The following is a 19,634-nucleotide window of genomic DNA, read 5'->3' on the forward strand; positions in this document are numbered from 1 at the left end:
AGGGCCTCACGTCACTTCAAGGTCAGCTTCGGGGACTTCTTGTCCAGGGCCAGCACCCGCGGCTCCAACACCACGTGCCCGTCCAGCCGGTACGCGGAGAAGCGCAAGTCGCGGTCCGCCTTCTCCAGCAGCGCGCACGTCTGCTCCGCGGCGCCCACCAGTCGTCCCGGCGTCAGGAAGTAGCGCGGGCCAATCTGAACGACTTTCGGCTCCGGGTCCTTGCCGTGGATGAAGACCATCGCGTTCAGCAGGTCCTCGCGCGTCAGGTCGTTCTTGTCGTGCACCACGCAGCACAGCGTATCGCCCAGCAGGTCCATCGCCTTGTTGTTGATGGTGGGGTCTCGATACTGGAGCGATTCGCGCTCCGGAACGCGCACGAAGCGCTCCATGACCAGTCGCCGGTTCTCCTCGGAGGCCACATCCGCGGGCGCCGCACCGCGCGCGGGCGTCCGAGGCAACGAGTCCTGGCTGCCGAGCCACTGGCTCACATCCGCCAGGAAGTCCGAGTCCGAGTACTCCCGGCCGCCCCGGCTCTTCTGCCGCCGCCAGAGCAGCCACTCGTCCAGGTCCGTGTAGCGCGCGCCCGTGAAGAGGAAACGGCGCGCGCCCAGGGAGCGCAGCAGCTCATAGGCCGCGTCGAAGGCTTGCAGGTCGCCGTGGCTGTCGGAGAAGACACCAATCACGTGGAAAGTCCCACGCTCAAGCGTACAGCAGGTAGGGCTCCCTTTGTCCGGCGAAGCGCTCCGTCTGGGTGGAGAATCCCTCCATCAGCCGCTCCAGGCTCCACCCGGCCTCGATTCCCCGGCGCACCTGGTCCGTCCCGCACAGCAGGTCGAACGCCGGCACGTCCTCGACGAACTCGTACGCGTCCGCCCGCCAGTCGAACTTCCCCGGGCCAATGTCGTGCAGGGCCTGGAAGATGGCGACCCCGGTGCGCAGCGACTGGAAGGTCCGCCGGTCCGTGACATGGATGAAGGCCCCGTTGCAGGACTCGCCCCGGTACTTGTCGAACGTCGGGGTGAAGCCCACGGCGCGGAAGGCCACGCCCGGAAGGTCCTCCTTCGCCAGCCGCGCCAGCAGCGCGTCCGTGTCCACCCAGGGCGCGCCGAACTGCTCGAAGGGGCGGCACGTCCCGCGCCCCTCGGACACGTTGGTCCCCTCCCCCAGGCACATGCCCGGATACACCAGCGCCGTGTCCGGCGTGGGCATGTTGGGCGACGGGGAGATGAACGGCAGGTTCGTGTCTGACCAGAAGTGCTCGCGGCGCCAGCCCTCGCAGGGCACCACCGTCAGCGCGCAACCGAAGCCCTCCTGCGCGTTGAACAGCCGGGCCAACTCCCCTGCCGTCATCCCGTGTCGGTTGGGCAGCGCGTACAGGCCCACGAAGGAACGAAACCCCTCCCCCACCAGGTTGCCTTCCATCGCCTGGCCATTGAGGGGATTGGGCCGGTCCAGCACATAGAAGGGCACACCCGCCTTGGCGGCCACCTTCATGGCCAGCGCCATGGTGTAGACGTAGGTGTAGTAGCGGCTGCCCACGTCCTGGATGTCGAAGACGAGCGCGTCCAGGCCCTTGAGCCACTCGACGCGCGGGGACAGCGACTCGAACGTAGAGCCATAGAGGCTGTGGACGGGTACGCCGGTACGGCGGTCCTTCTCCTCGCCCACGGCCACCATGTACTGCGCCTCGCCGCGCACGCCGTGCTCCGGGCCGAACAGCGCGCCCAGCGTCACGCCCGGCGCCTGGGCCAGCAGGTCCGCCAGGTGGCGGAAGCGCGAGTCCACACTGGTGGGGTTGACGATGGCCCCCACGCGCTTGCCCTTCAGCGCGGAGAAGTCCTGCTCGACCCACACGTCCAGTCCCGTCTTCACCTTCGTCACGGCGCTTCCTTCCTCGCAACGGGCCTCGCGGGCCGGTCCTCAGTCCTTGAAGCTCTTGAGCGCGTTCTGCGCGGCCACCTTCGAGTCGCACTTCCCCACGCCGAGGAAGCCGCCCGAGCCGTCGTCCGGACCCCCATCCTCCGCCAGGTCCTCCAGCTCGCCCAGCGCGCTCTGCAGCTTGAGGGAGCGCACCGCGTCCGCCGCCGCCGCGCGAACGCTGCACATGGGATGCGACAGCATCTGGATGACGCGTTTCTCGGCGTCGCCATTGCCAACCCTCACCGCGCGCGCGTAGTCGTCCAGCGAGCGTCGGGGGTTCTCCATCGCCTCGTCCAGTTGGCCCTGGAGGTAGAGGCGACGGCCCTGGTCCTTCTCCTCGCCGATGATCTTCCGCGCTTCCTTCGCCAACGCCTCACGCTCGCTCTTGGGCGCGCGCTCCACCTCGGAGATGGCCCGCGTCGCCGGGCTGCCGCTGAAGGCCACCACGCCCACCCCCAACACCACCGCCAGCGCTCCGGCGATCAGCAGCGTGCGACGGTGCGCGCCCAGCACCCGCAGCACCGCTCCCGCTCCGCCCGGAGGCATCCCGTCCCGCATCCGCGCGAAGAGCGACCTGCCGGCATGTGACGCCTGACGCCCCAGCACCACCGCGCCCGCCGCGGCCCGCTGTCCCAGCTCCGCCGCCCGCTGCCCCAGCAGCGCCACATCCACCGCGCCGCCCTCCAGCGACGACTCCGGCACACGCGACAGGCCCAGGTTTCCGTAGGGCGGCATCGACTCCGTGCCCGGCGCCTCGGCGATGGCGCCCGCGGAGGGCGCCTCCACGCGGTACGGCGCGCGCGGCACCTGGAAGACTCGAATCTTCCCAGGGATGCCCTTGAGCTCGAAGGCGCCCACCTCCCGCGAGGGAATCTCCGCCTTGTTCATCGCCAGGTAGACGGCCTCGGTGAAGTACACCTCACCCGCCTCGGCCAGCCCCTCCACGCGCGCGGCGATGTTCACCGGCTCCCCGAAGACATCGTTGCCGTCCAGCCGCACCTCGCCCACGTTGATGGCGAAGCGGACATGGAGCTGCTCCGACTCCGGCACCCCCCGGTTGTGGTGCCACAGCCGGTCCTGGATGGCGACGCCACTGAGCACCGCCTGGGTGGGTGACTCGAACGTCAGCAGGAGCGCATCACCGATGGACTTGATGATGCGGCCGTCAAACGCCTTGATGAGCGGCGACAGCAGGGCACCGTGGACCCGCAGCAGGCGCTGGTTCTGCTCCAGCGACTGCCGACTGGTCCGCTCGGTGAAGCCCTTGATGTCGGTGAAGACAATGGCGAGGTTGGCGGTCTTCAAAGCGCGCGCAGTCTATGCGCCACGATCCGGGGCGCAATCGCCGCGACGCACCGCGACGTCATTCGTCAGCGACGCGACGGCTTGAGCGCTCGCATGCGCTTCTTCTCTTGCGGCTCCATGGACTTGCGCACCTTCGCCGCGAGCTGGGGCCGCTCCGTCCGCTCGTAGAAGTCGGCCAGCTTGCGGAGCACCAGCGGGCTGTCCGGCTGGACGCTCCGCGCCGCCAGCAGCTCCGTCTCGGCATCCAGCAGCCGCTCCTGCTTCTCCAGCACGTCCGCCAGCTGGAGGCGCACCTGCACCCACTCCGGCTTCGAACGGGCCAGGTAGCGGTAGTGGAGCTCCGCCTTGAGCAGGTCCCCCAGGGAGACCCACAGGCCCCCGAGCCGGAAGCGAGCCTCCTCGTACGACGCCCGGTGCTGCACGGCCGTCTCATAGGCCCGGGTGGCCTGGAGGGAGTTGCCCCGCTCCTCCCAGAGCAGCCCCCGCAGGTACCAACCCCGGGGGTTGGTGGGAGCGATGCGCGTGGCGACTTCCAGGTGGGCCTCGGCCTGCTCCAGCGAGCCGCCCACCTTCAGCAAGAGGCGCGCGGCCTCCAGGCGGGGCAGCTCCCACTGGGGTTTGGAGAGGACCAGGGCCTCCACGGCCTGGAGTGCGCCGGTGTCATCCCCGCCCGACTCCAGCGCGAGCGCGTCCGTCAAGGACATGGGTGGGGAAGCCGGGGCCACGGGTCGGGACTGCGCCACCGTCAGGGTGGATGGCTCCGCGGCGTCAGAGGCGCCCGCCAGGCAAGCCACCAGGAAGACCCAGTGCATGCGCGGCAGATAGCAGAGCCGAGCGGGGCTCCTCAATAGATCCTCTTGACGGCCGGACGGCTGCGCATGAAACCCATGACCGTGCAGATATCCCAAAAGACGCTGGAAGACCTCGGATTCGCGGAAGTACTTCGCGCGCTGACGCAGCGGTGTCGGACGGAGCCAGGCAGGGAGCGAGTGCTCGCCCGGCCGTTCCTCGACTCGGCCGAGCAGGTCTCGGAGGCGCTGGCCCTGGTGGACGAGGCGCGCGCCCTGTCCCGGGAACAGTTCTCCCTGCCGCTTGGCGGCGTGGTGGACCTGCGAATCCCCGTGGGCCATGCGGCCAAGGGCGGCATCCTGGAGCCCCGTCAGCTCATCGACTCGGCGCAGCTCCTGTTCGCCTTCGTCCGCACCCGTGAGGCAGTGGAAGAACGCAAGGAGCGGGTGCCCCGGCTGATGGAGCTGGCGCGCCGGCTGCCCATACTGGAGTCACTGGCCCGGCGCATCGACCAGTGCTTCGAGCCGGACGGTGAGATTTCCGACCGAGCCAGCCCGGAGCTGTGCGAGGCCAGGGACAGGGCCCGGGGCCTCCACCGGCGCATCAAGACTCGGCTGGACGAGATGCTCCACGACGAGGGCTTCCTCTCCAAGCTGCGCGAGAACTACTACACCCTGCGCAACGGCCGGTACGTGGTGCCGGTGGTGTCGAACTACCGCTCGGAAGTGGACGGTATCGTCCACAACGCGAGCCAGACGGGCCAGACGCTCTTCATGGAGCCGCAGGCGATGGTGGGCCTGGGCAACGACCTGGCCATTGCCCAGTCGGTGGTGCTGGAAGAGGAGCGGCGGGTGCTCCAGGAGCTGAGCCAGCAGCTCGGCCGGGAGTCGGACCGCATCCTGGAAGGACTGGACGCGGTCGCGGAGCTGGACGAGGCGGAGGCGGTGGCCATCCTCTCCGCGGACCTGGACGCGAGCACGCCGGAGTTCGTCGGCGTATCGGACCTCCAGTTGCAGTTGCTGCGCCACCCGCGCCTGGTGCTCAAGGGCACGGAGGTCATCGCCAACGACGTGACGCTCAATGGTGGCGCGAAGGCGCTCGTCGTGTCCGGCCCCAACGCGGGCGGCAAGACGGTGACGCTGACCGGCGTGGGGCTGTGCGCGCTGATGCTGCGCGCGGGCCTGCCCATTCCGGTGGCGGAAGGCTCGCGGATGCCCCTGTATCGCTCCGTGCACTCCACGGTGGGCGACTCACAGGACCTGACGCAGGGCCTGTCCACGTTCAGCGCGCACGTGGTGATGCTGCGCGACATCATCGCGGAGGCGGGCGAGGGCTCGCTGGTGATGATCGACGAAATCGCCGCGGATACGGACCCGCGCGAAGGCGCGGCCATCGCCATCGCGGTGCTCGAGGAGATGCTGGCCAAGGGCGCAGTGGCGCTCGTCACCACGCACCTGGAGGAGCTCAAGGCGCTGGCGCACATGGACCCGCGCTTCTTGAATGCACGGGTGGGCTTCGACTCGAAGCGGATGGCGCCAACGTATCGGCTCCAGATGGGCGCGGCGGGTCAGTCCTCCGCCATCGACATGGCGGTCCGGGTGGGCCTGCCCCAGCGGGTATGCGAGCGCGCGCGTTCTCTGACGCTGAACGCGGGCGGTCCCCTCTCCCAGGCACTGGCGGCGGCCGAGGACGAGCGGCGCAAGCTGTCCGAGGCGCTGGAGCGGGCACGCGTCGCGGCGAAGGAAGCCGAGGCGCTGCGCACCGAGCTGGAGAAGCAGAAGCAGACCTTCGAGCGGGAGCGCCGCGCGAAGATGATGCAGTTCAACGAGGACGTGCACGCGGCCAGCGAGCACGCGGCCTCGGAAGTGCGAGAGCTGCTGGCGAAGCTGCGCTCCGAGCAGAACGAGAAGGCGCTGTCGGAAGCGCGGATGCAGCTCCAGCAGCGGGCGGAGGATGCCCAGAAGCGCGCCCTGGCGGCGAAGGCGGAGCTGTTCCAGGTGGAGGCTCCCGGGCCCGTGAACCTCAAGGTGGGCGCCTGGGTGCACCACTCGGGGTTGAGCCGGGATGTGGAGATCCTGGAGTTGGCGGAGGGCCATGCGGTGGTGTCCGCCGGTGGGGCGATGAAGATGCGAGTCCCCACGTCGGAGCTGTCGGGCTCCCGCACGCGCAAGCCGCAGCAGGCGAAGTTCCCGGAGCGGCAGAAGCAGGAGGCGTCGCTCAAGCGTGCGGCCTCGGCGGCGCCGGCGCAGGTGGAGGCGACGAACTTCCGGTGCGACGTACGCGGAATGCGCGCGGACGACGCGCTCGCGGAGGTGGAGTCCTTCCTGGACCGGGGCATGCGCAGCGGAGAGGAAGCCGCGCTCATCGTCCACGGCCACGGCACGGGGGCGCTGAAGCAGGCGCTGCGGGACTACCTGTCGAACTCGCCCTACATCCGGATGTACCGGCCGGGTGAGGCCCACGAGGGTGGTGACGGCGTCACCGTGGTGGCCCTGCGCGCCTGAGCGAAAGGCGCGGATTGACCTGGCTCGCGGCCACATCGGCTAGCGAGCCAGGCGCCCGGCCCTGGCTCGCTAGCGATTGCGTCCCAGGTGCTCGTGGCTGGCAACCCACTCCTCCGAGCCCAGCGTGGATGACAGGGCACACGCGAGCGACAGCTCTCCCGCGAGGACGACTCCCGCGACAATCTCCGCCAACCGGCGCACCTTGCCGCGTCCGTAGCAGTCCATCATCTCCAGGCACTCCCGCTGCGTCGGCAGGCCCGTGCCTCCACCGTGCGTGGCCAGCACGAGCGCGGGCAAGGTGATGGACGCATAGAGGTCCCCGTCCGAAGTCTCCTCCATGTACAGGCGTCCGGCGGCGGACTCCGCCAGGGCCCCCACGTCCTGTCCCGTCGCGATGAACAGCGCCGCGAGTGCATTGGCGGACTGAGAGCCGTTGTTGTGTGAGCCCGCCAGATTCGACCCTTCCGTGGTGATGCGCTGCACCTGCACCAACTGGCGCACGTGCGTGCGCATCCGTGACAGGAGCAACTCCTTGCCGATGACCGCCTCCGCCACCACGCGCTTGCCTCGGGTCCGCAGGATGTTGAGCTGGGACGACTTCTTGTCCGTGGAGATGTTGCCATCCAGGAAGCTGGCGCGGATGGCCGGGTACTGCTCCCGAATCCACAGGAGCGCGGCGAACACGGCCTTGCCCACCATGTTCTGTCCCGCCGCATCTCCCGTCGTGAAGTTGAAGCGCAGGAAGACCATCCGGCTCACCTGATAGGCCTCGATGTCCTGGAGCGTCGCCACACGGCTCGTCGACTCCGCCTGCTCGGCGATGGCCGCCCGATTCGTCCTCACCCATGTCGTGAATTCTCGCCCGGCCTTCGCGCTCTCGAAGACGAAGACCGGCGAGCGTTGCATGGCGTCGTCCAGCACCGTGCAGACAGCCCCTCCGGCCTCGTTGAGGACCTTGATGCCGCGGTTGTAGCTCGCCACCATCGCCCCCTCTGTCGTGGCCAGGGGGATGAGGTACGCGCCATGCGCATTCTCCCCCAGGATGGTGAGGGGCCCGGCGATGCCCAGCGGAACCTGGGCCACACCCGTGAAGTGCTCGCACGAGTTCCTCGCATGGCCGGCGTCGAACGAGTGGCTCGCCACATGCTCCAGCCGAGCCCCCGTCCACGCCTCCGCGTAGTCCCGCCGGGAGCGGACGATGTCCTCCATGTAGTCATCCTCCGGACTGCGCGGGATGCGACTGTCGGGCTCCGGGTGTCCCTCCTCGATGGCCTCCGTCACATGCAGACTCACGGGGCCGTGAAGTCCACACTCCAGCTCCACCTCCACCCAGTGCTCCCCCTCCCCGAGCGGCGGAATCTCGGCGCGCAGGCACAGCGTCCTGCGCTGCTCGAAGGCAACCGGGCATTCCCGCGACAGCCGCTCGCCACGCCACACGGGGCCCTCGTCCGACATCAGCACGACCTGCTCGAGCGGAACTTCCTTCCCGTCCACCCGAACCACGCCGAGCCCGATGAGCCGCAGGTCCGTCAGGTAATTGCGCAGCTCGAGTTCCACCGCGCCGCGCCGATTCCTCAAGCACCGCGTCGCTCCTGGTTCGCTCCCGATACCCCTCGTCGAACTCACCACATCGCTGGCCATGACGCCCCCCGGGCCAACCAAGGCACGCTTGTTTCAAATGTCGCGCGGAGCCGGCACGACACTGCCGACTTCCCGGCAAAGCATGTTCAACGAGGCGCCCCGCCATCCAACGTGTGACAGCACCTCGCCCCGCGAGGCAGACAGGACGGACCCGCGGGACGAGGAACATTCAACCCCGCGGGCCTCGCCCGAAGCCTCAGTGCAGTCCCGTCCGGCTGACAGACACCGACGAAATCTGGTCATTCCACGGCCCACCCGGCACCGCGTTGACCTCGCGAATGCTCGAGGACGTGGTGAAACACCGGCCCGTCTGGTTCGGGTGCTCGCACAGCGTCGCCTGATAGGGCCCCAGCACGGTGACGGAGCTCAGCGAATCATCGAAGCCGACGTCCCCCAGGAAGCCGACGTTCGACGTCAGACGGACGACGTTGCCCTCCTGCTGGATGTGCTCGTGCAGATACACCCCGTCGTAGGCCGAATAGCCCTGGACCGCATACGTGTAGTCGCCCGACGAGGTCTTGTAGCCGCGCCCGAAATCCGAATACGCCCAGTTGCCGAGCCCTCCCGGAGCGCGCTTCACCACCACGGACCAGAGCTGGAACGGGAAGCGCGCGCTCAGCCGCGAATGGAGCTGGGAGGACCTGTCTCCCGAGCCTCCAGACAAGCTCCCGATCTGCCCATTCACATAGCTGGCCAGATACCCGGGCCCCACCACGCTGGTCACCGTCCGGGTCGGAAAGGCGAGGTGCGTGAAGTCATCCATCGAATCGGATTGATAGAAGGCGCCCTCGTGGTGCATCCACGCCCCCCACTCCTTCTTGAGCGCCATCACATGCCAGTTGCGCCCAGGCGCCGCGTTCTGGAGGAACGCCTGCATCCCATACCAGCGCGCCTCCGCGTCGCCCCCGAGCGTGTACGCCGTATTCCTGAAGATGGCGCTGAAGTCCGCCGGCAACCCACTGGAGGACGGCAGCAGCCGGACGTTGAGGGCCAGGATGGCGTCAATCAATCCCGCCCCCGGGAAATCCATCATCATGATGCCCGCGCGCTGCGCCCACCCGCCCACCAGGTGGTCGATGGCGTAGTCATTCACGCCCCGGTAATTGATACCCAGGATGTTGATTCCTCCCGCTACATGTAAGGGATAAGCCATGGCGGAAGAACCACTCAGGAAGTTGATGAACAGGGTGGACGGTGAGCCGCCCAGGGTCCTGTCAAGGTGCGCCCGGACCTTGTTCCATTTGTCGTCGATATCCGCGAGCTGGGACACCGTCCAGTCATCCTGGAGATTCACCGCGCCCCAGGGGATGCCGTAAGTCCCTCCGGCGAAATCGTCCACAATCACAATCTTCCCGCGAACCTCTCCCAGCGTGGGCACATGCGAGCCCCGCCAGAGGTAGGGGCTGTAGGCGGGCTGGTCGCGATACCACTCGAAGGTCTGCGCGAAACCGCGCGTATTGCTCTCCTCCGTGTGTTCCCGCTTCACGCGCATCACCACTGTCTCGGTGGGGTGCGCATTGAGGAACTGGATGGTCGTCTGGAGGACATCGTCGAAGTTGACGTGCAGGTAGACGACGCCGTGGTGGATGGTGAAACGGTCACCGATGTGCCGACAACGGATGTCCAGCGCGCGGATCCCCGCGTCGAGCTGCTGGCGCAATCCCAACGACTGGGTCTGTGTCAGATCTCCACCATAAGATTGATAGGCCATGGTGTCGTGAGTCCCAGGCATGGACAGGGCGCCCAGGCCCGTCGAGCTGGGGACCCAGCTCATCCACGCGGGGTGACTCGTCTCGATACCGCCGGAGTGGTTGTAGTACCGCCCCCTCGCGAGGGCTGGAGTCGTACCGACGATGAGCCCCAGAGCCAGCAGGAGCGCCAGGGGACGAAGCCCCGCGACAGGGAAAGACAGCGTGGACATGATTGTCTCTCGTTGACGTGTGAAGGGGTGGCGGCGGCATACCCTTGCCCACGAATGGGCACACCTGAGCGGGCCTGCGTGTAAAACCACCCCGAAACAGGAAAAACCATCTTATATATCAAAATCACTTGAAACACGAATAAGCCACGTGCAATGAAAGAGCCCCTTCAACAGAAAGGTCGTGCTCTTGAGAGGCAATGTCTGGAGGACGTTCTGCGCGGCGTGGGTTGGCGCCGGTCTCATGGCTTGCGGTGCGGTGCAGCCAGAAGGAGAAGCACCCAACGGGGAGGCCAAGGACGCGGATGTCCAGGCCGCGTTGGCGCGACTGCCTGGAGCCGAGGTGGTCGGACAACAGGAAGGTGTTCCGTTCCTCATTCGCGGTGAGCTGGGTCGGCTGACCGGGGCTGGCGGAGTGTCCGCGCAGCGCGCTCGCTCCGACTCCGGAGAGGAGGCTCGCGAGGCCCTGGCGGAAATCGCCTCCGCCTTCCGCCTGCGCAACGACGACCTGGTGTTCCGCCGCGCCACGGTGGACGCGCAGGGCCGCAAGCACCTGCGCTTCCGGCAGCTCGAGCAGGGCCTGCCCGTGGTGGGCAGCGAGCTGGTCCTCCACGCGGACCCGGAGGGCCTCATCTACGCGGCCAACGGCTCGGCGCGTGGTGGCTCGGCACCTTCCGCTCGGGCGACGGTGGCCTCGGAGGCCGCTCGCACGTCCGCGCTCGCCGGAACGTCCGTCGACGGCGCGAAGGCCGAGGGCGCTCCGACGCTGGTGTACCTGCGTCCCGAGGGCACCGAGGAGCTCCGGCTGGCGTGGCAGGTGCGCCTGGTAGGCACCCGCGACGGCTTCAAGGCCGATGACCTGGTCTATGTCGACGCGCAGCGCGGCGGCGTTGTGGCCACGCATCCGCAGATCCACGAGGCGCTCAACCGCCGGGTGCACAGCGCCAACAATGGCAGCACCACGCCGGGCACCCTCCGTCGCAGCGAGGGCCAGGCGGCCACGGGCGATGCCCACGTGGACATGAACTACGACCAGCTCGGCGTCACGTACAACTGCTACCAGACGCTGTTCGGCCGCGACTCGTACGACAACGCGGGCGCCGCGCTCATCAGCACCGTCCACTACGGCAGCAACTACGTGAACGCGTACTGGGACGGCACCCAGATGGTGTACGGCGACGGCGACGGCGTGAACTCCATCGAGCTGGGCAAGGACCTGGACGTCACCGTCCACGAGCTGACCCACGCGGTGACGGACACCGAGTCGGACCTCATCTACTCGGGTGAGTCCGGCGGCCTCAACGAGTCCATGTCCGACATCTTCTCCGGCGTGTGCGAGAGCTGGACGCGCAGCTGGGCCACGGACGCGGACGTGTTCATGGTCGGCGAGGACATCTGGACGCCGGGCACCGCCAACGACGCCCTGCGCTACATGGACGACCCGGCCAAGGATGGCGACTCGCTGGACTTCTACGGCGACTACTCGTCCGGCGTGGACGTGCACTACAGCTCCGGCATCAGCAACCTCGTCTTCGCCCTGCTCTCCAAGGGTGGCACGCACCCGCGTGGCAAGACGACCAACACCGTCGCCGCGATTGGCCCGGAAGCGGCCGGCCGCATCTTCTACAAGGCCAACACGGACCTCTTCACCCCGAGCACCACGTTCGAGCAGGCCAAGGCGTACACCGTCCAGGCCGCGCAGGAGCTGGGCTACAACGCCGCGACGGTGCAGGCCGTGACGGATGCGTGGGTGGCCGTCGGTGTGCCGCCTCCGCCCCCGGTGACGACGCCGCTGAGCAACGGCGTGCCGGTGACGGGCCTGTCCGGCAGCTCCGGCAACAAGAAGTACTACACGCTGGAGGTCCCCGCGGGCCGCGCCTCGCTGGTCGTCACCACCAGCGGTGGCACGGGTGACGCGGACCTGTACGTGCGCTTCGGCGCCGCGCCGAACTCCGGCACCTACGACTGCCGCCCGTACACCAGCGGCAACGCGGAGACGTGCACCATCAACAACCCGCAGGCCGGCACCTGGTACGTCATGGTCAACGCCTTCTCGGCCTACTCCGGGCTGACGCTGACGGGCACGTACTCGGGCGGTGGCGGGCCCGGCACGCCCACCACGGAGACGGAGTCGGGCTCGGTGACGCGCAACACGAACGTGCGCTACGGCCCCTACACCGTGGTGCCGGGCACGACGTTCAGCGTGGTGATGACGGGCACGCGCAACCCCAATCTGTACGTCCGCTTCGGCTCGCAGCCCACCACCAGCGCCTATGACTGCCGCCCCAACCTGTCGGGAGCCGCCGAGACGTGCACGCTCACCGTGCCCGCCGGGCAGACAGCGGCCCACGTCATGGTGCGCGGCGCCAGCAACCAGGCGGCGACGTACAACCTGACCATCAACTACACGACGCCGTAGCACCGGCTTCGCGCGGCACCTCACACGGCGGGCGGCTTCCCTCGGGAGGCCGCCCGTCGTGCGCTTTCCGCCCGCTCGAAGGCAGGCGGGAGAGCGAGCGCGGGGACCGCCGGGCGGTCCCTTGTCACCGGGTCGCGCCCGTTCCCATCGTGACCGCATGCTCAAGCTCGACCACTTCGGATTCGTGACCAAGGACCTGGAGAAGTGCGTGCGCTTCTACGAGGCGTGCCTCGCTCCGCTGGGGCTCAAACTCATGGAACGCGGCGACGGCTTCGCGCTGTTCGGCACCGACCCGAAGTCCCCCTTCCTATGGGTGGGCACGCTTCGACCGGAGACCTGGACGGACCAGCACGGCCCGGGGCGCAGTCCCCTCCACATGGCGTTCTCCACCACGGACCGCGCGGAGGTGGACGCGTTCCATCAGCGCGGACTGGCCGCGGGCGGCCGGGACAATGGCGCGCCCGGTCCGCGCGTCGGCGCCTACAAGTACTACGCGGCCTTCCTGCTGGACCCGGACGGCAACAACATCGAGGCGTGCGTCCGGGAGATGTGACGCTCGTGGCTCAGGGCGCCTGTCCGGACAGCACCCGCTCCAGCGCCGCCGCCTGCTCGCGCTCGTCCGCGTTGGAGCTCCGGCCCGCGCGCTGGGCATGAAGCCTTGACCGGTCCGGCTCCGTCTTCGCCAGCGCCAGCGCCAGGTCCAGGTTCGCCCGGGGGTGGTCGGGGTGAGCCTCCAGCACCGGCCCCAGTACCTGCGCCGCGCGCGCGTCCTCCCCCTTCTCCAACAGCGCAATCGCCAGGTCACACGCCGGGCCCGGCTCCGATGGGGCCTTCGCGTGGACCAGCTCCAGCAACTCCACGGCCCTCGCGCGCTCCCCCGCCAGGTCCAGCGCCCGTGACAGCGCGTGCATCACCCCCGCGTCCCCCGGGGCCTCATGCAGCGCGGCCTCCAGCAGCCGCTTCGCCTCCTTCCCATCCCCCGCCTCCAGCCGCGCCAGTCCGTCGCGATACAGGTCCGTGCCCACAAGCTCTCCTTCTCACAATGCGGTGCGTTAATCCCATTCACGCAACTTCCACCCTACAGAGTGCGACAAACCAAGAGAAGCTTTCCCCCGGGTCCTCCATGCTCGTGCGCAATCCCCCCGTCTCCTCCCGCCGTCCGGTCTCCAACAGCGCTGAGTCGCCGACCGCCGAGCGCTCCAACACGGCGGTGCCGGTCCGGCCGAACACCCAGGACACCTTCGCCCGCGGCACGGACGCCACGGAGAAGACGGCCAAGGTGGGCGCGGCGCCCGCCGGGGACCACGGCAAGCTGATGAACGAGTACCTGACGGGTGCCCGCCCGCCCCCGGCCGACTTCGAGAAGGTGATGGGCTACAAGCCCTACGCCATCCAGACGAAGCACGGTCAGCGCATGCAGGACCCGCACGGCTCCGCGTCCGCGCCCGGCAAGATTGGACCGGACAAGGAGTTCGACCCGGCCGCGAAGACGCACGACTACGGCTATGACCTGCTGCGCTACTACGACCGCAAGGGCACGCCCCTGGCCGATGGCGCGCGCAAGGCGGCCGACGCGCTCTTCCGCAAGGACCTGTTCAACTACGCCAATGACCAGAAGGGCTTCGGCGACAAGCTGAAGTACCGGACGTGGGCGCAGATCTACGCCACCGCGGTGGAGGTCAACTCCCGCGTGCAGGGCTACGGCCCTCCGTGAGCGTGGCCCCGGGGGCGCGGCTGCTTCGCGCCCCCTGGCCTCACTGCATTCCGTAGCGCCGCAGCTTGTCGTAGAGCGTGCGCAACCCGATGCCCAGCCGCTGCGCGGCGCGCTTCCGGTTGCCACCCTCGTCCGCGATGGCCTGTTCAATCGCCATCCGCTCCAACTCCTCCAGCGTCGTGTCCGGCAGGCGCACGCCCGCCGCGGGTGTGGCCGTGGGAGCCGGAGCACTGGTGGGGTCCAGCCACAGGTGGCTCGACTCCACCACCGCGCCGTCGGCGAGGATGGCCGCGCGCTCCAGGGCATTGCGCAGCTCGCGCACGTTGCCCGGCCAGGAGAAGGACTCCAGCCGCTCCGACGCCTCCGGGGACAGCTTCAACCCGGGCCGTCCCAGCTCCTCGCCAATGCGGCGCAGCAACAGCTCCGCCAGTGGACGCAGGTCCTCGCGACGCTCGCGCAGCGACGGCATCCGGATGGGGAACACCGCCAGCCGGTGGTAGAGGTCCTCGCGGAACTCGCCGTGGGCCATCATCGTCTTGAGGTCGCGGTTGGTCGCCGCCACCCAGCGCACGTCCGCCTCCAGCGTCCGGGTACCACCCACGCGCTCGAAGCGCCGCTCCTGGAGCACGCGCAACAGCTTGGCCTGCAGCTCCGCCTTCAACTCGCCCACTTCGTCCAGGAAGAACGTCCCGCCCTGGGCCAGTTCGATGCGTCCGCGCCGCTGCGCCACCGCGCCGGTGAAGGCGCCCTTCTCGTGGCCGAACAGCTCGCTCTCCAGCAGCGTCTCCGTGAGGGCCGCGCAGTTGACCGCGACGAAGGGCCCCTCCGAGCGCTCACCCCACTGGTGCAGCGCCCGCGCGGCGACCTCCTTGCCCGTGCCGCTCTCGCCCACGAGCAACACCGTGGCCTGTGTGGGTGACACCTTGCGCAGCGCCTCCACCACGGGCCCCATCGACGGCGCGCCCCAGCTCAGCACCACCTCGCTGGTGGACTGACGCGCCTCCGCCTTGAAGTTCAACAGCGCGCGGCGCTCCAGCGCCCGAGCCACCGTCAGTCGCAGCTCCGCCGGACTTCCCACCGGCTTGAGGAGGTACTCGAACGCGCCGGCCTTCATCGCCGACACGGCGCTCTCCACCGAGCCCACCGCGGTGAGGATGATGACCTCCACGTCCGGCTGCTCCTCGCGCACCTTGCGCAGCAGCGTCAGCCCATCCATCCCCGGCATCCGCAGGTCGGTCACCAGCAAATCCACGCCCTGCTTCGCCAGGAGCCGCGCGGCCTCCTCACCATCCGCCGCCGTCGTCACCACGTGGCCTTCGACCTCGAGCGCCTCCGCGATGAACGAGCGCACGCCCTCCTCGTCATCCGCCACCAGGATGCGCGCCATGGCTCAGGTCCCCCTCGCCGGGACGATGAGCCGGAACTCCGCGCCACCTCCGGAATGGGTCTTCGCGCTCACCGAGCCCCCGTGCAGCTCCACGATGCGGCGGGTGATGGCCAGGCCCAGGCCCACGCCCCGCAGCCGCCCGGTGACGAAGGGCTCGAAGATGCGCTCCTCGTCTCCCTTCGGAATGCCCGGCCCGTAATCCCTCACGATGAACACGAGCGACTTGCCCTCCTGGGCCACGTCCACCTCCACGCGCTGCCCGGCCGGACTCACCTGCACCGCGTTGCGCAGCACGTTCTCCAGCGCCTGCTGGAAGCGCCCAGCGTCCAGCTCCCACTGCTCGCGGCTCGGCAGGTAGTGCGCCTGCACGCTGGACTCACCCGTGGCCTCCACCGCCGCGCGCAACACCTCGTTGGGGTCCGTCCCGGTGCGCCGCAGCTCTCCGCTGCGCACGAAGGACAGCAGGTCATTCATCAGCTGCTCCAACCGCACCGCCTCACCCACGATGCGGTCCGCCTTGGGGCGCAGCACCTCGTCCCGCTCCACGCGCTCCGCGAGCAACTGTGCGTGGCCCTTGAGCGAGGCCAGCGGGTTGCGCAGCTCGTGCGCCAGCACCGCCGACATGGTGCCCAGCGCAGCCAGCCGACGGCCTCGCTCCAGCTCCGCAGCCAGGGCCTCGCGCTGCGCCAGGGAGCGCGAGAAGGCGAAGGCCAGCCCCAGGATTCCCACGCACGACACCGCCGCGATGAACAGCAGACGCTGCGCGCGGTCCGTCAACTCCAGCGCGGTGACAGGCTCGAACTCGTAGCCGATGCGCAGGTTGCGGCGCGGCTCCTGCGGCGCCGGGTCCACCGTGGGCGCACCCCCGCTCGTCGTGACCGGGGCCTCCGGCTTCGGCTTGCGCAGTCGATGGATGAAGCGACCCCGGCCCGCTTCGATGCGCAGCAGGGGGCCGTCCTGAATCTCTCCCAGCGAGCCCTCCCCCGACGACTCCAGCACCCGCCCGTCCTCGATGATGGCCACGTAGCGCAGGCCGCCCTCCTGGTTCGCCGCGAGGAAGGCATCGAGCGACTGCTGGCTCGGAGGACCCGAGCCCTCTCGGAAGGCCTCCAACCCGGAGTGCATCAGGACGTTGGCCATGCCTCGCACCACCAGCGAGGACGACTCCATCGCGGACCTGCGGATGAAGAGCACCGCGGACAGAAGCACGGCGCACATGAGCCCCGCCGCGACCCACGGCATCCACGGACCACGCGGCCTCCAACGGGACGCGCCGCTCATCGACGATGACCCCGCTCGGGGTGAATCCCACTCCATGAGATGCCTCCGCTCGCTGCGAACTCTGCATGCACGGTGCGGAATCCGCACTCCCTTCTCGCACGGCGTGGCGCCACGCGGGCTCCCCATTGCCTGGTTGCTGTCGAGCCCATGCGGTTCTCCCCGAGGGTTGGCGCGGCGCACGGGCCGCTGGAGCGCAGTCCGAGCAGGCGGCGACACGCGTCACGCCCACCCGTCCCGGCCTCCGTGTGCAAGCACGAGGCCCACGTCTCGCCAGGGGCCCACGAAGCCTCGCCCCCACGCGGCCCTCACGCCGCGCGACCTGACCGATGGAGGCCCTCGCGGGCCGCATGCGGAATCCGCACTCGGACGGCACTTCTCGCAGCGCTCGCGCGGGTTTCCCCTGAGGTTTCAATGTGTTGAAAACTGGCAAGGCGCATGCAGTCACCCTGCTTCGGAACCGCCGGACGCGCCAGAAGCGCACCGGCCTTCAACGGGACATGGCTGCGATGACGATGCTCAAGAGAGCGTGGTTCAAGAGACGGCCCCACCGGATGACGGCGCTGACGCTGGGCCTCCTCGGCCTGGTGGCGACGCCAGGATTGGGCGCCGCGCAGACGCCCACCCAGGCTCCCGGCACCGAGCAGAACGGCGCCGCCCAGGCGCAGAAGGCTCCGGCGGACGCGCCCACCCAGGAAACGACGAAGAAGGACGCAGCCGCGCCGGTTCAGGGAACTCCCCAGGCCCCAGACAGCGCGCCGGTCCAGAGCCTCACGGCCCAGGCAGAAGAGCCCCAGGGCGTGACTGTCACGCTCGAGGAGGCCATCGCGCGGGCGCTCAAGGCGAATCCGCAGGTGGTGCAGGCGGAGGGCACCGTCACCAACGCGGCGTCGGCGGAGCTCAGCGCGGTGGGCGCCTACCTCCCTTCCCTCTCGGCGAACGCGACGGGCTCGCTCTCCAGCAGTGATCGCATCGTGCCCGATACAGGCACCGTCGTCTCCGGGTCCAACGACACGTACAGCGCGGGCCTGTCCACGTCGTGGAACGTCTTCACCGGTGGCCAGCGCAGCGCCACGCGCAAGCAGACCCGCGCGCAGTCCGGTGCGGCCGGGGCACAGCTCACCGCGCAGCGCGCCAGCGCGGTGCTCGACGTGGAGCGCGCCTTCTACGAGGTGCTCCGGGCGACGGGCCTGGAAGAAGTGGCGCGCTCGCGCATCGAGCGGGCCAGGCAGAACGAAGACGCGGCGGAGCGGCGACTGGCGGTGGGCTCGGCGACGCGCTCCGACCTGCTGCGGGCGCGGCTGGACCACACCACGGCCCTGGAGGCGCTGCGCACGGCGGAGACCCAGCGCACCTCGGCGGCCCTGTCGCTGGGACGCCTCATCGGCGCGGACGGTCCGGCGCAGGCCCAGGCCGACGGGAACCTGGGCCCCAAGCCGTTCACGCTCACCGAGGCCGCGCTCATCACGGAGCTGGAATCCAACGCCCCCGCGGTGCTCGCCGCGGCCTCCACGCTGCGCGCCTCCGAAGCGGGCGTGAGCGTGGCGAAGGCGACCTACCTGCCGTCCGTTCGCCTGTCCGCCGGCTACGACTGGTTCAACCAGGACGCGAGCTTCAACGGAGGCAAGACGAGCTGGTCGGTGCGCCTGGGCCTCTCCTACCCCATCTTCGACGGATTCCTGCGCGAGGAGCGGGTGCAGCGGGCCAGGACGCAGGAAGTCGTGTCCCAGGCGCAGCTCGCGGACACGCGGCGCGCGGTGCGGTCAGGGGCCAGCCAGGCGCTGGCTCAACTGCGCCTCTCCGCGGATCGCATCACCCTGTCCGAGCAGTCCGTGGAGGTGGCGCGCGAGGACCTCAAGGTGCAGGAAGAGCGCTACCGTCTGGGCGCGACGACCATCCTGGAGCTGCTGACGTCGCAGGAGAACCTGGTCCAGGCGGAGATCAACCTCGTGTCCTCTCGCTTCGACTACCGCATCGCACGCGCCGAACTGGAAGCGCTCGCCGGGAGGCCGCTGTGAGCATCGCCATGGAGAGTTCGACGGCGCGGGATATCGCGGACGTGGTCATCCGCGTGGAGGGCTTGAGCAAGGACTACACGATGGGCTCGGAGGTGGTGCGCGCGCTGCGTGGCGTGGACCTCACCATCCGCCGCAACGAATACGTGGCCGTCATGGGCCCGTCGGGCTCCGGCAAGTCCACCTTCATGAACCTCATCGGCTGCCTGGATGTGCCGAGCGGCGGGCAGTACTGGCTCAACGGCCAACCCGTGGCGGGAATGACGGAGAACGCGCTCGCGCGCATCCGCAATCGCGAGCTGGGCTTCGTGTTCCAGAGCTTCAACCTGCTGCCCCGCGCCTCCGCGCTGGACAACGTGGCGCTGCCGCTGGTGTACGCGCGCGTGCCCAAGAAGGTCCGCCACGAGCGCGCGGCGGCGATGCTGGAGAAGGTGGGCCTGGGCGCACGCAAGGACCACCGGCCCAACGAACTGTCGGGCGGTCAACGTCAACGCGTGGCCATCGCCCGCGCGCTGGTGACGCAGCCCGCGCTGCTGCTGGCGGACGAGCCCACGGGCGCGCTCGACAGCCGGACGGGTGAGGAGATCATGGCCCTCTTCGGCGAGCTGCACGCCCAGGGGCAGACGTTGATGCTCGTCACGCACGAGTCGGACATCGCGGCGTACGCGCGGCGGGTGCTGTTCTTGAAGGACGGCGTCATCGAGCGGGACGAGCTGAAGCGGAATTGAGCGGGACCGCGCATCG

The 19,634-nt window shown here is 69.2% G+C and carries 15 protein-coding genes; 6 read left to right on the forward strand and 9 right to left on the reverse strand.

The window, feature by feature from the left end; genetic code table 11:
• Positions 1-11: 11 nt before the first annotated feature.
• From HUA74_RS25960 to HUA74_RS25975, 4 genes are all read right to left on the reverse strand, one after another.
• Positions 12-683 (reverse strand): hypothetical protein, encoded by a 672-nt coding sequence (locus HUA74_RS25960; protein ID WP_174456694.1) that lies wholly within the window; start codon positions 681-683, stop codon positions 12-14.
• A 16-nt stretch (positions 684-699) separates the two neighbouring features.
• Positions 700-1,881, reverse strand: a complete 1,182-nt coding sequence (locus HUA74_RS25965; RefSeq protein WP_174456695.1) for a DUF1343 domain-containing protein — start codon at positions 1,879-1,881, stop codon at positions 700-702.
• A gap of 39 nt (positions 1,882-1,920) precedes the next feature.
• On the reverse strand, positions 1,921-3,225 hold the full coding sequence (locus HUA74_RS25970; RefSeq protein WP_174456696.1) for an adenylate/guanylate cyclase domain-containing protein: 1,305 nt from the start codon (positions 3,223-3,225) through the stop codon (positions 1,921-1,923).
• A gap of 65 nt (positions 3,226-3,290) precedes the next feature.
• The gene (locus tag HUA74_RS25975) at positions 3,291-4,037 is read right to left on the reverse strand and encodes a lipopolysaccharide assembly protein LapB (RefSeq protein WP_141645665.1); all 747 of its coding nucleotides are present in this window, start codon (positions 4,035-4,037) and stop codon (positions 3,291-3,293) included.
• A 75-nt stretch (positions 4,038-4,112) separates the two neighbouring features.
• Here HUA74_RS25975 and HUA74_RS25980 point away from each other — a divergent pair, with 75 nt between their 5' ends.
• Positions 4,113-6,518 (forward strand): endonuclease MutS2, encoded by a 2,406-nt coding sequence (locus HUA74_RS25980; protein ID WP_174456862.1) that lies wholly within the window; start codon positions 4,113-4,115, stop codon positions 6,516-6,518.
• Between the two features lie 69 nt (positions 6,519-6,587).
• On the opposite strand, the gene HUA74_RS25985 is transcribed toward HUA74_RS25980, so the two are convergent.
• Together HUA74_RS25985 and HUA74_RS25990 are read right to left on the reverse strand one after the other, a co-directional pair.
• Positions 6,588-8,096 (reverse strand): hydroxymethylglutaryl-CoA reductase, encoded by a 1,509-nt coding sequence (locus HUA74_RS25985; RefSeq protein ID WP_254625255.1) that lies wholly within the window; start codon positions 8,094-8,096, stop codon positions 6,588-6,590.
• Positions 8,097-8,355: 259 nt separating this feature from the next.
• Positions 8,356-10,080: a phosphatidylinositol-specific phospholipase C gene (locus tag HUA74_RS25990; protein ID WP_174456698.1), complete on the reverse strand. Its 1,725-nt coding sequence runs from the start codon at positions 10,078-10,080 to the stop codon at positions 8,356-8,358.
• A gap of 241 nt (positions 10,081-10,321) precedes the next feature.
• On the opposite strand from HUA74_RS25990, the gene HUA74_RS25995 reads away from it, so the two are divergent.
• Both HUA74_RS25995 and HUA74_RS26000 read left to right on the forward strand, forming a co-directional pair.
• A complete protein-coding gene (locus HUA74_RS25995; protein WP_174456699.1) occupies positions 10,322-12,496 on the forward strand; it encodes a M4 family metallopeptidase in 2,175 nt (724 codons plus the stop codon).
• A gap of 157 nt (positions 12,497-12,653) precedes the next feature.
• Positions 12,654-13,049 carry a VOC family protein gene (locus HUA74_RS26000; RefSeq protein WP_174456700.1) on the forward strand — a complete coding sequence of 132 codons (396 nt, stop codon included), beginning with the start codon at positions 12,654-12,656 and terminating at the stop codon, positions 13,047-13,049.
• Between the two features lie 10 nt (positions 13,050-13,059).
• On the opposite strand, the gene HUA74_RS26005 is transcribed toward HUA74_RS26000, so the two are convergent.
• Entirely contained in the window at positions 13,060-13,521 is a 462-nt protein-coding gene (locus tag HUA74_RS26005; RefSeq protein ID WP_174456701.1) for a tetratricopeptide repeat protein, read from the reverse strand.
• A gap of 98 nt (positions 13,522-13,619) precedes the next feature.
• On the opposite strand from HUA74_RS26005, the gene HUA74_RS26010 reads away from it, so the two are divergent.
• A complete protein-coding gene (locus HUA74_RS26010) occupies positions 13,620-14,210 on the forward strand; it encodes a hypothetical protein (protein ID WP_174456702.1) in 591 nt (196 codons plus the stop codon).
• Positions 14,211-14,250: 40 nt separating this feature from the next.
• On the opposite strand, the gene HUA74_RS26015 is transcribed toward HUA74_RS26010, so the two are convergent.
• Positions 14,251-15,597 (reverse strand): sigma-54 dependent transcriptional regulator, encoded by a 1,347-nt coding sequence (locus tag HUA74_RS26015; RefSeq protein ID WP_174456703.1) that lies wholly within the window; start codon positions 15,595-15,597, stop codon positions 14,251-14,253.
• Between the two features lie 3 nt (positions 15,598-15,600).
• Positions 15,601-16,815 carry a sensor histidine kinase KdpD gene (locus tag HUA74_RS26020; RefSeq protein WP_246137460.1) on the reverse strand — a complete coding sequence of 405 codons (1,215 nt, stop codon included), beginning with the start codon at positions 16,813-16,815 and terminating at the stop codon, positions 15,601-15,603.
• Between the two features lie 614 nt (positions 16,816-17,429).
• Here HUA74_RS26020 and HUA74_RS26025 point away from each other — a divergent pair.
• Positions 17,430-18,893: a TolC family protein gene (locus HUA74_RS26025; protein WP_174456704.1), complete on the forward strand. Its 1,464-nt coding sequence runs from the start codon at positions 17,430-17,432 to the stop codon at positions 18,891-18,893.
• A gap of 8 nt (positions 18,894-18,901) precedes the next feature.
• Entirely contained in the window at positions 18,902-19,618 is a 717-nt protein-coding gene (locus tag HUA74_RS26030; protein ID WP_141645674.1) for an ABC transporter ATP-binding protein, read from the forward strand.
• Positions 19,619-19,634: the final 16 nt, after the last annotated feature.

This window comes from Myxococcus sp. CA051A (assembly GCF_013336705.1).
In the GTDB taxonomy this organism is placed as follows: domain Bacteria; phylum Myxococcota; class Myxococcia; order Myxococcales; family Myxococcaceae; genus Myxococcus; species Myxococcus llanfairpwllgwyngyllgogerychwyrndrobwllllantysiliogogogochensis.